The 13387-nt window shown below is 40.0% G+C and carries 13 protein-coding genes and 1 pseudogene; 10 read left to right on the top strand and 4 right to left on the bottom strand.

Annotated features, from left to right (window positions below):
* Window positions 1–12 precede the first annotated feature (12 nt).
* The 3 genes from IGL07_RS12825 (at window position 13) to IGL07_RS12815 (ending at window position 2283) form a co-directional block, all read left to right on the top strand.
* Complete coding sequence (locus IGL07_RS12825; protein ID WP_002354869.1) at window positions 13–567, top strand: Maf family protein; 555 nt, start codon at window positions 13–15, stop codon at window positions 565–567.
* Window positions 568–699: 132 nt separating this feature from the next.
* Window positions 700–1137: a peptide-methionine (R)-S-oxide reductase MsrB gene (msrB, locus tag IGL07_RS12820; RefSeq protein ID WP_002354871.1), complete on the top strand. Its 438-nt coding sequence runs from the start codon at window positions 700–702 to the stop codon at window positions 1135–1137.
* A gap of 174 nt (window positions 1138–1311) precedes the next feature.
* A complete protein-coding gene (locus IGL07_RS12815) occupies window positions 1312–2283 on the top strand; it encodes a ribose-phosphate diphosphokinase (RefSeq protein ID WP_002381060.1) in 972 nt (323 codons plus the stop codon).
* A 51-nt stretch (window positions 2284–2334) separates the two neighbouring features.
* On the opposite strand, the gene IGL07_RS12810 is transcribed toward IGL07_RS12815, so the two are convergent.
* A complete protein-coding gene (locus tag IGL07_RS12810; protein ID WP_438747462.1) occupies window positions 2335–2610 on the bottom strand; it encodes a CPBP family intramembrane glutamic endopeptidase in 276 nt (91 codons plus the stop codon).
* A gap of 540 nt (window positions 2611–3150) precedes the next feature.
* On the opposite strand from IGL07_RS12810, the gene IGL07_RS12805 reads away from it, so the two are divergent.
* Together IGL07_RS12805 and pepG1 are read left to right on the top strand one after the other, a co-directional pair.
* Window positions 3151–3276, top strand: a complete 126-nt coding sequence (locus tag IGL07_RS12805; protein ID WP_002383214.1) for a hypothetical protein — start codon at window positions 3151–3153, stop codon at window positions 3274–3276.
* A gap of 344 nt (window positions 3277–3620) precedes the next feature.
* Complete coding sequence (gene pepG1, locus IGL07_RS12800) at window positions 3621–3764, top strand: type I toxin-antitoxin system toxin PepG1 (protein WP_002367458.1); 144 nt, start codon at window positions 3621–3623, stop codon at window positions 3762–3764.
* Window positions 3765–4087: 323 nt separating this feature from the next.
* Here pepG1 and pgmB read toward each other — a convergent pair whose 3' ends face one another.
* Together pgmB and IGL07_RS12790 are read right to left on the bottom strand one after the other, a co-directional pair.
* Window positions 4088–4738, bottom strand: a complete 651-nt coding sequence (gene pgmB / locus IGL07_RS12795; RefSeq protein WP_002415627.1) for a beta-phosphoglucomutase — start codon at window positions 4736–4738, stop codon at window positions 4088–4090.
* A 14-nt stretch (window positions 4739–4752) separates the two neighbouring features.
* Window positions 4753–7497, bottom strand: a complete 2745-nt coding sequence (locus tag IGL07_RS12790; RefSeq protein ID WP_025189598.1) for a glycoside hydrolase family 65 protein — start codon at window positions 7495–7497, stop codon at window positions 4753–4755.
* Window positions 7498–7758: 261 nt separating this feature from the next.
* Between IGL07_RS12790 and treR the strand changes: the two genes are divergently transcribed.
* Window positions 7759–8472, top strand: coding sequence for a trehalose operon repressor (gene treR / locus IGL07_RS12785; RefSeq protein ID WP_002367455.1), 714 nt, complete (start codon window positions 7759–7761; stop codon window positions 8470–8472).
* A gap of 399 nt (window positions 8473–8871) precedes the next feature.
* Window positions 8872–9585 (top strand): WxL domain-containing protein, encoded by a 714-nt coding sequence (locus IGL07_RS12780; protein ID WP_025189597.1) that lies wholly within the window; start codon window positions 8872–8874, stop codon window positions 9583–9585.
* A gap of 40 nt (window positions 9586–9625) precedes the next feature.
* Here the strand turns inward: IGL07_RS12780 and mscL are convergent, their stop codons facing one another.
* Window positions 9626–10075, bottom strand: a complete 450-nt coding sequence (mscL, locus tag IGL07_RS12775; RefSeq protein ID WP_002354883.1) for a large conductance mechanosensitive channel protein MscL — start codon at window positions 10073–10075, stop codon at window positions 9626–9628.
* A 208-nt stretch (window positions 10076–10283) separates the two neighbouring features.
* Here mscL and yfmF point away from each other — a divergent pair, with 208 nt between their 5' ends.
* From yfmF to IGL07_RS12760, 3 genes and pseudogenes are all read left to right on the top strand, one after another.
* A complete protein-coding gene (gene yfmF / locus IGL07_RS12770; RefSeq protein WP_002415632.1) occupies window positions 10284–11537 on the top strand; it encodes an EF-P 5-aminopentanol modification-associated protein YfmF in 1254 nt (417 codons plus the stop codon).
* Window positions 11538–11622: 85 nt separating this feature from the next.
* Window positions 11623–12251 (top strand): annotated as a pseudogene (locus tag IGL07_RS12765) (IS607 family transposase).
* Window positions 12214–13350 carry an RNA-guided endonuclease InsQ/TnpB family protein gene (locus IGL07_RS12760; RefSeq protein WP_002375521.1) on the top strand — a complete coding sequence of 379 codons (1137 nt, stop codon included), beginning with the start codon at window positions 12214–12216 and terminating at the stop codon, window positions 13348–13350. Before IGL07_RS12765 ends, IGL07_RS12760 begins: the two are co-directional and overlap by 38 nt.
* Window positions 13351–13387: the final 37 nt, after the last annotated feature.

Genomic DNA, 13387 nt, shown 5'->3' with positions numbered 1-13387 from the left:
CGTCATCAATTTATGCAAATTATTTTAGCATCCCAATCTCCTCGCCGTCAGGAGTTATTAAAGCGTGTGGTTCCAACTTTTACGATTGCACCAGCCGACATCGATGAAACTGTTGGCAAAGACGGCTTACCAGCAGAATATGTGGCGCAAATGGCTGCCCAAAAAGCAGCGGCTATAGCAGAGCAATCCCCCGAAGCACTAGTCATTGGCTGCGATACAATTGTGGCATTGGCGGGAGAAATCCTCGGTAAACCGACTTCTCGGGAAGACGGTTATCGCATGTTGCGCCTCCTAAGTGGCAAAACACATGACGTGTATACAAGTGTGACGTTGAAACAAGGGGAAAAAGAGCGCTCCGCGACAGTTCATTCAACCGTGACGTTTTATCCACTGACAGACACGGAAATCCATGCTTACTTAGATACCGCAGAATATGCCGACAAAGCAGGCGCTTATGGTATCCAAGGACAAGGGGCATTACTAATTGAAGCAATCGCCGGCGATTATTACGCCATTATGGGTTTACCAATTGCCAAAGTAGCCCGACTACTAAAAGAATTCAACTAATATAAGACAGTCCTTTTCATTCGTCAAAAAGAGAAAGGACTGTCTTTTACTATGCAAACTATTAGGTGCCTGTTTGGCAAACGTGGTATCATTGAACCCAATAAATTGAACAGAAGAAAAGGAGTGGACAGAATGACAAAACCAACAGAAGAAGAATTAAAACAAACCTTGACGGATCTTCAATATGCCGTCACACAAGAAAACGCAACAGAACGCCCTTTTTCAGGAGAATATGATGACTTTTACCAAGACGGAATCTATGTAGACATTGTTAGTGGCGAACCGTTGTTTAGCTCCCTAGACAAATACGATGCTGGTTGCGGCTGGCCATCCTTTACCAAACCAATTGAAAAACGTGGCGTCAAAGAAAAAGCTGATTTTAGTCACGGCATGCACCGAGTAGAAGTTCGCAGTCAAGAAGCGGATTCACATTTAGGGCATGTTTTCACTGATGGCCCACTCCAAGAAGGCGGCTTACGTTATTGCATTAATGCGGCAGCTTTGAGATTTGTGCCAGTGGCAGATTTAGAAAAAGAAGGCTATGGCGAGTACCTTTCTTTATTCAAATAATCCTCATTTTTTAGACAAATACGATAAAATAGTTAGAAGAAAGCGACTTTTGATGAATATCTTGTATGAAATACAGAAAATCTCTTGATTTATTTGGCTAGGACTACTATTATTTTAGAAGGAAAGTATTGTTCAGTTTTAACGAATTGGCTGAAATAGAAAGTGGAGGTTCTAATGTCGAAACATTATTTTGATCCAAGATTGAAAATCTTTTCTTTGAACTCTAATCGTCCCTTAGCAGAAAAAATTGCGGATGCTGTGGGTGTGGAGCTAGGAAAGTGCTCTGTAACACAATTTAGTGATGGCGAAATTCAAGTGAATATTGAAGAAAGTATTCGTGGTGCACATGTTTACGTCATTCAATCAACAAGTAGCCCTGTTAACGATAACTTAATGGAACTATTAATCATGATTGATGCGTTAAAACGTGCGAGTGCTAAAACAATTAACGTGGTTATGCCTTATTATGGGTATGCACGTCAAGACCGTAAAGCACGTGCCCGGGAACCAATCACTGCTAAACTTGTTGCAAACATGATTGAAAAAGCTGGTGCAACAAGAATGTTGACATTGGACTTACATGCGGTCCAAATTCAAGGATTCTTTGATATTCCAGTGGATCATTTGATGGGTGCACCATTAATTGCCGATTACTTCATCGAACACGGCATTCAAGGCGATGACGTCGTTGTTGTTTCCCCTGACCATGGTGGTGTAACGCGTGCACGTAAATTGGCAGAATTCTTAAAAGCACCAATTGCGATCATTGACAAACGTCGTCCAAAAGCGAACGTAGCAGAAGTAATGAATATCATTGGTCATGTGGAAGGCAAAACATGTGTCTTAATTGATGACATGATTGACACAGCGGGGACAATTTCTCTTGCTGCAAACGCATTGAAGGAAGCCGGAGCAAAAGACGTTTACGCTTCTTGTACACATCCCGTTTTATCAGGACCAGCCTTACAACGTATTGAAGATTCAGCAATTGAACGCTTAGTTGTAACAGACTCTATTTACCTATCTGATGATCGTAAAATTGCTAAAATTGACGAAGTCAGCGTTGGTGAATTAATCGGAGATGCGATTAAACGTATCCACGAAAACAAACCAGTTAGTCCGTTATTTGAAACAAAAAATAAATAATTATAAAAAACGCCCACATCATTTTTCTGATGTGGGCGGTTTTTTTGTGTATTATAAATTATTTAATAGCAAATGAATAGCAAGAGGATACATGAGATTGTTATTACAGAAACAATAGGTAGAGGCTAAAACCCAGCCCATTCCACAATAAAAAAGCATGGAAATTGATGGTAATAGTCCATGGCTAAGACCAAAAAAAAGACCAGAAAAAAATATTTTACATAAGACACTTCGAGAGGTGTTTTTTATAAAAAATAAGTTCATAAAAATGCCACGAGTCAGGAGTTCTTCTATTATAGGTGAAAAGAGTCTAGTATGAAGGGCCATTAAAACAGGTGCTACATTTCGGACTTCATTAATATAATGTTGATTTTCTGGAGTAGACATGCGTGAGAAAAGTAAATTTAGAATAATAGAAAATAAGAACATGCCAATAGCTAGTAATAGACTTTTAAAGATAGCTTGTTTTTTTTCTTTACTATTTTTTTATAGAAAACTGACAGCACGATAATAATAATTAAAGATAGTATACTATCAAAGATAATCAAGGTTTTTTCGTTATTTTTTATAGCTATTAAGCTCATTCCAGTTAATGCTTCTATGCTGGGTAGGGCTGTCAAAAAAGTGAACAGGAGATAAAGAAGTGTTTTTTTCTTTGTAGATAATTTTGTTTCGATACTATAACAACCTCCTTTTCTATTTTGTCAGAATGATATGTTTACAAATTGAACTACTAATCAAGGAATAAAAAGGAAATGAAAAAATGATGCTTCATCTATTGTGAGTTTTATTATAATTAGATAAAATATAGATGTCAAAAAGATTAAAAAGGTTGGAGCTTTAAAAATATTGGAAAGGAGTATACAAATGAAAAAGATAACTGAACGACCAATTGTCAAAATCTTAATTAAGATTTTGATGTTTGCCCTATGTTTTTATGCGGGGATAAAATTCGTTGATTTCATTTTTCCGTTAGTAGGATTTAAACAATAAGCAAAAGAAATGAACGTGGAGACAAGCACAAAGGACCGTGAACTTCGTTGCTAATAGTAAAGTATTGGTCCTTGGAAACTAAAAAGCTGTTAAAAATGACAATAAAAAATAACCGTTTACTTTGACTGAGTACGGTTATTTTTAAATAATTCAAAAAGTCACCGTCTTAAACGGCTCTACATCAGAGAGGTATGTTGACGCATATCTCTCTTTTCATTTTCATTATAGCACAATTCCCTAAAAAAATATATTTGAAACTAATTACTTTTTAGTTTTACATGGTATAATCTAAGTGTAGAGAAGTTATGGCGGTGGCTATCTAATCTGAAAGTGAGGTGGTGCGTATGAGCGTACTTCCAAAATTTACAGAAAGGAGAGGCCTTTTGTCAGCATATGAGACAATTCAGACGATCCTAGGTTTTGGTATGTTTACCATTGCTTTGATTGCACTGATTGTGAAATTGCTTAAAAATGACAAGAAAAAATAACCGTCTACTTTGACCAGTACGGTTATTTTTAATAATACAATTGGTCACCGTCTTAAACGGCTCTACATCAGAGAGGTATGTTGACGCATATCTCTCTTTTCGTTTTCATTATAGCACATTTTCCCAAATAGTACGAATAAATTTAGCGTTAATCCGTGAAATCCTAAAAGCTGTTAAAAATGACAATAAAAAATCAGTCACCGTCTTAAACGGCTCTACACTAGAGAGGTATGTTGAAGCATATCTCTCTTTTCATCTACATTCTAGCATAGATACAATGTAGATGAAAAGAGGTGCCTGCTGCTAAAGGTTCTTGTCATTCTTTAGCGATTGAGCAGTGCATCAACGCTTAGTTCAGTCATTTCAGAGACTTGCATGTCGGCTCCGAGTAAGGGTTGGTTGGCCGACAAGCCGACGGCATAGATGCCCGCGGCTTTCAAGCCGTCAATGCCTGATTGTGCATCTTCAAAGCCAATGGCGTTTTGCGGTAGCACGCCAATACTGTCAGCGGCGGCTAAAAAGATTTCAGGATCAGGTTTGCCTTTGCTTAACGAGTCGGGATCGACAATTGTGGCGAAGTACGCGCGCACGCCTAATTTTTCCAAAATCAGGGGCGCGTTTTTTGAAGCCGAAGCCACGGCACAGGGAATGTGACGTGCTTGGGCTTGCTGTAGCAATGGCACGACACCAGGTAAAACATCTTCTGTCGTTAAATGTTCTAATAATTGAACGTAGTGGTCATTTTTTTGCTGAGCTAAGGCTTCTTTTTCTGCTGGAGTAAACGCATTTTCAAGGTGGCCATGGGCTAAAATGCGGTCCAAGGAATCCATCCGACTAATGCCTTTCAATGTTTCGTTGAAGGTTTCGTCAATGGGAATACCTAGCGAATCGGCCAACGCTTTCCAAGCTTGATAATGAAATTTGGCGGTGTCAGTAATGACACCATCCAAATCAAAAATAAATCCAATCGTCATTGTGGTTCGCTCCTTTATTGATAATGTACTTCTTTTGGTCGTTCGGCGGTTAACGGAATCAACGCGCCCTGAACTAATAATTGTGTGTCTTTATCTGCTGTAATCGTGACACTGGTTTGTGTTAATGAAAATTGATAGGTCACGCCTTGATGAATAAACTGGAACGCCAATGCTTGCCAATGTTCAGGTAAGTTTGGACAAATTGATAACTCGTTCTGGCGCGTGTCAACGCCTGCATACGTCGCTAAAGTAACGTGAATCGTCGCAGCCATGACCCCTGTATGAATCCCTTCAGCGGTCGTGCCACCTTGAATGTCACGATAATCGGAATACAACGCTTCTTGATAAAGTTGCCAAGATAGCTCATGGAATTGCGCCATTTCTGCCAATTGGGCATGAACAATTCGTGACAAAGTCGAACCATGAGACGTCCGTTTTAGATAATACAAAAGATTTTTTTCCAAATAATCCGCAGGCAATTGATACCCTAAATCTTCTAAAATTTGATCCACTCGAGTTTTGTCTAAGTTGTAGAACAACATTAACGTGTCGGCTTGTTTCGCCACTTTGTAATCATCGGGGGATTCTCCTTCAGCTTTTAAAATTCGATCCATGCGGTAAATATTGCCGTATTTCTCTTTCATCGCTGTCCAGTCAATCTCTTTTAAGCCGAAATACCCTTCATATTGCGCAATAATGCCGTCAGAATTAACTTCAATTTCCAGTGAATTTTGAATTTGCTGCATGCGGGCTAGATCAGCCGAAGTGGTCTGAGTTTTGGCAAAAAGTTGTGCCTGTTCTTCCTCAGAGAAAAGTGCCAAAATGTTGGTTAATTCTTCGAATAGCCAAACCACCATCAAATTCGTATAGGCGTTGTTTTTCAAGCCGCTTTCCGCTTGGTCTGGATAGCCCTCGTGAAACTCATCAGGTCCCATCACTTTATCAATAAAGAACCGTCCTGTTGCGTCATCTAACGTCGCAGCGCTGTTCCAAAATTGAGCGATTTCTAACAACATTTCGCCGCCATATTGTTTCATAAATTCATGATCCTGTGTACTATGCCAATACAACCAAGCATTGTAAGCAATCGCTAGGGACACATGCCGTTGCAAAATACTATGATCCTCGCCCCAATGTCCATTCAACGGATTTAAGTGAAGTTTTTGCGTGGTTTCACGCCCATCACGCCCTGATTGCCACGGATACATTGCGCCACGATACTGGCTGGCCGCCGCATTCTCCTTCGCTTTCTCTAATCGGTGGTAACGATACAGCAACAATTGTTTCGCTGTGTCAGGATAATGTTGAATATAAAAAGGTAAAATAAAAATTTCATCCCAGAAAATATGTCCACGATACGCTTCACCGTGCAAGCCTCGGGCGGTAATCGAGACGTCCAATGCTTGTGCTTGGTTACTAAAAGGCGAAGCCGAAGCCAGCAAGTGATAACTGTGAATCCGTAAAAGTTTTTGAGACATCAAATCGCCTGTCACGGTAATGTTGGCTTGTTGCCAAAGAGTTTGCCAAGCGCGGGCGCTTTCCTGAGCGGCGGCCGCAAAAGAGTCCTTCGGCGTAAACGGTACCTGCCAACTTTGTTCGGCGTGGCTGGCTTGTACAAAGACTTGTTTTTCTAGCGTATAGCGCGTTCCTTGGTGCGCCATCACGGTTACCACTTGGGCGATTTTTTCCGCTTCTTCTTGAATCGTAATGGCTTCTTTTTCAAAAAAATCACCGGTTATCAAGGCCGTTTCTCGGACGCTTAAGTTAGATTGATTGGTACAAACCTCAATCACGGTTTTGTTTTCCTGCGCGCTTAATGCTGTCACCTGAAAATGTTTGGCTGTTAAGTTGCGGTACCGCGCCACGTTATAGTTGTAGACACTGCCATCCGTGACGGTTTTCAAAGTAATCGGGGCCGAAAAGTTTAACGGCTCAAACGTATATTGCAGATGATAGTCATTCGGCTGTGCCATATTGGCGATTTTTTTCGTCGTTAATTTAATTTGCTGATTGTCCGCATCTTTCAATATCATTTCTGCGACAAACAACCCCGTTTTCAAGTTCAGTTGACGGTGTAATTGTTGTAGCGTGTCTGGAGAAATCGTTAACCAGTCGGTGGCATCGCCAATTTTTAAAGCGATGTGTTGGTTGTCAGGAGCGTTGACGAAATCTTCATTTTCCACTACTTGACCCGCCACTTCCGAAGCCGCTGTATTATAAAGCCCCGCAATGTAGGTCGCTGGATAATGATCATCCGAAATCGTCATCTCAGGGGTTGTGCCACGCAAGCCTAAAAAGCCATTGCCGACAGTTAACAGGGACTCCACCGCATATTCATTTTTCCCAGGCACGTAGCCATAATAGTCCAAATGCCAAGCCAAATACTGCCGTTTTTCTTCAAATGCTGCCAGCAGATTCGGTGCCGCCGCTTGTTCGGCTGCTGTTAAAAGTGGCGTGTTCAACTGTTCCGCGAACGCTTGAATCACCGCTTGCGGAACTAGCGCCAACGTTTCCTCTGGCGAAAAGAAGTCCGCTGGGAACTCAGCCACAATCCCTCCCAGAATCGGCGCAGCCTCTGCCAAAATCAATTGGCACAGTTCAGGAACCGTTTCTTCGATAGTCAAAGCTTCAAAAGGGAACGTTTTTTGGTGAAGCGGTTCCAATTTATGGTTAAAAAAAGTCGTCGTTAGTTGGTTCGTTGCGAATGTTAATTCTAAAATGGTCATGTTTGGCGCCTCCTTGTAAACTTGTATAGACATGTTATGTTTGACTACAGTATAGTATGAACGAATCAGAATTACAAGGATTTTCCCCAGATTCTTGGGAAAACTTTTCCAGAAGGGGGAAGCAACAGACTACGCTGGGTCCGAAAAAAAGGCGGTCAAGCAGTGGTTTGGCTGGGGGAGTTTGTGGCGTAAGCAAGGCAGAAAGTGCGGGGGATTTTTCTGACCAGCTCTAGGTTTTTCGGAGGGAATATGCTATGCTTTTAGAAAAGAAATTGTTGGTAGAGGAGGATCGGCATGAACAAGTTTCATGACATATTTTTAGAATTAGAACAACAAATTGTCCAAGGCGACTATCAGCCAGGCGATTTATTACCTAGTGAAAATCAATTAGTGGAAACCTACAATGTTTCCCGTGAAACAATTCGGAAAGCCTTGAATTTGCTAATTAACGCTGGTTACATTCAGAAAAAACAAGGCAAAGGCTCGATTGTGCTCAACTTTAAAAAGTTTAATTTTCCTATTTCAGGGGTGACCAGTTACAAGGAGTTACAACAAACTCAGCATATTGAAAGTCATACCCATGTGGTTTCCTTAGAAGAAATTCCTGTGGAGCGCAACTTGGCTCAGTTGACTGGCTGGAGGGAAGGGGCCCCTGTTTGGCGCTTAGTCCGGCAACGGGAGATTGAAGGGGAAGTCGATATTTTAGATATTGATTACTTGATTAAAGAGATTGTCCCTGAACTGCCGAAGCACCGTGCCGAAGATTCGATTTTCGATTATCTGGAAAACGACCTTGGCTTGGCGATTAGTTACGCCCAGAAAGAAATTACCGTGGAACCGCTCACAGAGATGGACAAGCAGCTGATTGGTGAAGTGGAAGGCAATCATGTTGTCGTGGTCCGCAGTATCATGAACTTGGAAGATACCCGCTGTTTTGGGTATACGGAATCCCGTCACCGCTTAAACAAATTTAAGTTTGTGGAATTCGCCCGCCGCCGCAAGTTGTAAGTCTTGGCGACTAGTAAATGCAAAAATGGCTGTCATTAAATGAAATTTTACGGTTTTTTCGCCGCAACCGCGAATAAATGTATAAGATTTTAGGAGAAAACGTCACAATGTTAGAGGTGAACCTCTACTTTGTGACGTTTTCTCGTTGTTTATTAAAAGGATTCGCCCAAAAATGCATTAAATAACAGATGAAAATATCAAAAAGTATTGAAAAAAAGGTTTAAAAAAAGGATAAAACGTTGATTTTAAAAGGAATTTCGTTTTTTTACCAGAGCTGTTAAATATTTAAAATCACAAGAAAATGAGATTCTTGTATAATAAGGCTATAGCTTCAGAGGCGCGGAAGAAATGATCAGCGCACTCTGGAAATTCAGAACAGTTAAAGGAGACGTACATATGATGAAAAAGAAAATTTTGGCAAGTTTATTAGTTGGTAGCGCCGTGGTGGGTGCAAGTTTAGCACCACTGTCGGCTCAGGCGGTAACGACAGGGAATACGCCAGTGACAGTGGGTTTTGAAGGGGGCACGTTGCCAGATACTAATGGAGAAACGAATACAGTAAGGCCTGACCCAGATGCTACAAATAGCAATTTCGATTTACTATTTATTCCTAGAGAATTTGATTTTGGAACACTATCCATTTCAGATGATTTGTCGAAACCAATCCCAAATAAATGGGATGTGGGTGCAGCTAATGGACAGTCAGAGAAAGTTGCAGTCGGTGATTTAAGAGGAACCAAAGAAGGCTGGCATCTAACTGCTCAATCAACTGGCATGAAGCTAGGTAATGAGAGTTTAGAAGGCAATATCACTACTGTCATTGAATTGCTGCCATTGATTTATAATGAGACAACTAACCGGTATGTTCATCAAGATCCTGGGCTTGCCGATCCAGTTGCCAAGCCTGAAATTATTAATGCAAAAGCTTTTTCAATTCCTTTAGGCGGAGATGCCGCACTTCTTGCGAATGCCACAGTAGGAAGAGGGCAAGGATTATGGCAATTTTCAATGTATATGACTTCTTTAAATATCACCACTTCAGCGAACAACATCAAAGCCGGAAACTACACAGGTAACGTCACCTGGAATCTCGTCGCAGGGCCATCAATCTAAGCATAAACAAAAAAGTCATCCCCTCAGGATGACTTTTTGCTTATTTCTCTGTGAAGGTGCTGTCTGTTTTGACAGTTTCAGCAGGCGGTGTTTGCGCCGCTAATAAGTCGCGAATTTCTTTTAAGTAATCTTCGCTCGTTGGTACCACTTCTTCTTCTGCCGCTTCTTCTTTTTTGCCGCGGTTTTTCATTTTGTTGGCCGCTTTGACAATCAAGAAGAGGACGAAGGCCGTAATTAAAAATGTAATAAGTGCACTAATCACGCTACCAATATTGAATTCAACGCCTTCGACTTTATAGACAAGGGCACCCAATGCATCGTCGGCACTCTTTTTCCCAGTCGTCAAGACAAAAATCAGACTAATTAACGGGGTAATCAAGCCTTCCACCACTTGTGTCACAATCGCTGTAAACGCACTACCAATGACAACACCAACGGCTAGGTCTAAGACACTCCCGCGCATGATAAACTCTTTAAATTCTTTAATCATTCTTTTTTCCCTCCTCACTTTAAAAACAGTATACCGAATCTTCTTGAAAATTTGAACTGAAAAACTCTTATCATTCAGAAAGCACCTGAAGCTGTGTTATAATGGAGCTATTGGAAAAAACATTAAAAAATGCTTTAGAATTTACGCGATACATATATTTCACAGCATTCTTTAGGTAAGATGAAGCAAATGAAGGAGCGATGCGGCAATGTCTGTTCAATTAGTTAAAGGCGTGAATTTACACGTCATTCCTACAGAAAAATATAAAACGGTGCGTCTTTTAGTCCGCTTTAATACACGATTAAATCATGAAACTATTACAAAAAGAACGCTGTTGTCCAGTTTGATGGAAACCAACAGCTTGAATTACCCGAATCAAGTCAAGTTAAGTGAGCGTTTGGCGGAACTTTACGGCGCTAGCTTCGGGATTGGCGTTTCCAAAAAAGGCAATCAACATTGGTTTAATATTTCTATGAACATTGTCAATGATCATTATTTACAGGATAGTCAGGTTCTCGCCGAAGCGGTGGACTTTTTGAAGGAAATTATTTTTGCCCCCAATATTCAGGCGGGCCAATTCGAGGCGGAAACCTTCCAACGGGAGAAAGAGAACTTGAAAGCGTACTTGGAAAGTATTGTGGAGGATAAGCAAACCTATGCCTCTTTGGCGCTTCAAAGTGTCTATTTTAATCAATCGGAGGATCAAAAAATCCCTAGTTTCGGGACCGTTGCGGCGTTAGCTGAGGAAACAGCGGCATCATTAGCAGCGTATTATCAAAAAATGCTGGCGGAAGATCAAGTGGATATTTTTGTTTTAGGTGATGTCAAAGAGGCGGAGCTAGTGCCGTTATTCAAGCAATTACCGTTTACGCCTCGTGAAGAAGGCAAAGCCGCGATTTTCTACAATCAACCAATTCGCAACGTGATTGAAGAGCGGACCGAGCGTGAGGTGTTAGCCCAATCGAAATTAAACTTGGCTTACAACACGGATATTTATTATGGCGATAGCTATTATTTTGCATTGCAAGTGTTTAATGGAATTTTTGGCGGTTTCCCGCATTCTAAATTATTTATGAATGTCCGTGAAAAAGAACATTTAGCGTATTATGCTTCTAGTAGTATCGACACCTTCCGTGGCTTCATGACGGTTCAAACAGGGATCGATGGCAAAAATCGGAATCAGGTCTTGCGTTTGATTTCGACAGAATTGGAAAATATTCGTTTAGGTAAGATTAGCGAATTAGAAATTGAACAAACGAAAGCAATGTTAAAAAATCAGTATATCTTAGCGTTAGATAATGCAGGCGCGTGGCTGGAAAAAGAATACTTGAACGAATTAATGCCGCAGACGATGCTGACGGCGGAGGAATGGATTGCGCGGATCAATGCCGTGACCATTTCAGAAATCCAAGAAGTAGCCAAACGCTTGGAACTTCAAGCGATCTTCTTTTTGGAAGGGTGACAACAGTTAATGATAATGTATAAATATCTATAAATATATTATTATGAATATCGATATATGGGATAATCATGTTGATGTGAAGATCATGACTATGTATTCGATAGGGGAATTTGGAAAACAAATAGGTGTAACGCCACAAACATTGAGAAATTGGGATAAAAAAGGGGAATTGAAACCTGCTCATGTTTCGAAAGGTGGCACTCGTTATTATATCTGAAGAACAACGAAATCAATTCTTAGGAATCGCTGGAAGAAAGAAACCAAATCGGATAACTATAGGTTATTGTAGAGTAAGTTCAAATAAGCAAAAAGACGATTTAGAACGTCAAGACTTACATGATTGCACGAGGGTATCAATTTGACATTATTCAAGATATTGGTAGTGGAATCAACTACAATAAAAAAGGATTAAATCAATTAATCAATAGAATTACTAATGGCGAAATAAACAAGGTAGTGATTCTGTACAAAGACCGTTTAATCCGATTTGGTTATGAACTTATTGAAAATCTTTGTAATAAATATGGTACAGAAATAGAAATCATTGACAATACAGAAAAGATTGAGGAACAGGAACTAGTCGAGGACTTAATCCAGATTGTCACAGTTTTTAGTTGCCGATTACAAGGAAAACGAGCGAATAAAGCTAAGAAGATGATTAAGGAGTTGATGGAAGATGATACGAGCGAAAAAAGTAAGGTTGCGCCCGACTGAAGAACAAGAAAAGCAACTATGGCAATCGTCTGGTACTGCACGATGGATTTTCAATTGGACGTTAAAAATGCAAGAAATGAACCATCGGTTTGGCGGAAAGTTCATCAGTAACAACGATTTACGAAAGCACATCACAAAAATGAAGCAATGTCCTAAGTATGCTTGGTTAAACAATGTATCCAATAATATTGCTAAACAAGCCGTAAAAGATGCTTGTAACGCCTATAAAAAGTGGTTTGATGGTATGACAGATAAAAGTCGTTTAAAGGCTGAAAAGCCACGATTCAAGGCAAGAAAGAAGTCGAAACCAGCTTTTTATAATGACAATATCAAACTGAAAGTAAAGCATAAATCGGTCTTACTTGAAAAAATTGGTTGGGTAAAGACAAGTGAAAAGTTGCCGGTGAATACGAAGTATTTTAATCCACGAATTAGCTTTGATGGAAAGTATTGGTATGTATCAGTTGGCATTGATGAAGTACAACCAGCGCAGAGCTTAACAGGTGAAATTATTGGAATTGACCTAGGTATCAAAGATTTAGCGATTGTTTCTAATGGCAGAGTCTACAAGAATATTAATAAAACAGGAAAAGTAAAGAAGATTGAGAAACGATTACGTCGGTTACAACGTAAAGTCTCACGAAAATACGATATGAATAAGGAGGGAAACCGATTCGCCAAAACTTGTAACATCTATAAATTAGAAAGAGAAATTCGACATACACATCGAAAACTAGCGAATATTCGTCAGAACCATTTACATCAAACAACAACGGAGATAGTGAAAACCAAACCATCGAAAATCGTTGTAGAAACCTTGAATGTAAAAGGCATGATGAAAAATAAGCACTTAGCAAAATCAGTTGTACAACAAAAATTCTACGAGTTCAAAAGACAACTCCAGTACAAGTGTGAAGATTATGGTATTGAATTAGTGGAAGCTGATAAGTTCTATCCAAGTTCTAAATTGTGTCACGAATGTGGACACAAAAAAGTAGACTTAAAACTGTCTGACCGTACCTATCACTGTGAAGAATGCGGATATACAGCGGATAGAGATTATAATGCAAGTCTGAATTTAGCAAGTTATAGTGCGTAATCTACGAGCTTCTACTGAAACAGAAACGTAGATATGT

Source organism: Enterococcus sp. DIV1368f, assembly GCF_051712245.1.
GTDB lineage: Bacteria > Bacillota > Bacilli > Lactobacillales > Enterococcaceae > Enterococcus > Enterococcus faecalis.
This window is presented reverse-complemented; position numbering and strand designations above follow the sequence as displayed.

Bases quoted from the DNA above. Each gene is read 5' to 3' on its own strand.
- IGL07_RS12825 (WP_002354869.1), top strand. From the start codon at position 13: ATGCAAATTATTTTAGCATCCCAATCTCCTCGCCGTCAGGAGTTATTA.
- msrB (WP_002354871.1), top strand. From the start codon at position 700: ATGACAAAACCAACAGAAGAAGAATTAAAACAAACCTTGACGGATCTT.
- IGL07_RS12815 (WP_002381060.1), top strand. From the start codon at position 1,312: ATGTCGAAACATTATTTTGATCCAAGATTGAAAATCTTTTCTTTGAAC.
- IGL07_RS12810 (WP_438747462.1), bottom strand. From the start codon at position 2,610: ATGGCCCTTCATACTAGACTCTTTTCACCTATAATAGAAGAACTCCTG.
- IGL07_RS12805 (WP_002383214.1), top strand. From the start codon at position 3,151: ATGAAAAAGATAACTGAACGACCAATTGTCAAAATCTTAATTAAGATT.
- pepG1 (WP_002367458.1), top strand. From the start codon at position 3,621: ATGAGCGTACTTCCAAAATTTACAGAAAGGAGAGGCCTTTTGTCAGCA.
- pgmB (WP_002415627.1), bottom strand. From the start codon at position 4,738: ATGACGATTGGATTTATTTTTGATTTGGATGGTGTCATTACTGACACC.
- IGL07_RS12790 (WP_025189598.1), bottom strand. From the start codon at position 7,497: ATGTCTATACAAGTTTACAAGGAGGCGCCAAACATGACCATTTTAGAA.
- treR (WP_002367455.1), top strand. From the start codon at position 7,759: ATGAACAAGTTTCATGACATATTTTTAGAATTAGAACAACAAATTGTC.
- IGL07_RS12780 (WP_025189597.1), top strand. From the start codon at position 8,872: ATGAAAAAGAAAATTTTGGCAAGTTTATTAGTTGGTAGCGCCGTGGTG.
- mscL (WP_002354883.1), bottom strand. From the start codon at position 10,075: ATGATTAAAGAATTTAAAGAGTTTATCATGCGCGGGAGTGTCTTAGAC.
- yfmF (WP_002415632.1), top strand. From the start codon at position 10,284: ATGTCTGTTCAATTAGTTAAAGGCGTGAATTTACACGTCATTCCTACA.
- IGL07_RS12760 (WP_002375521.1), top strand. From the start codon at position 12,214: ATGATACGAGCGAAAAAAGTAAGGTTGCGCCCGACTGAAGAACAAGAA.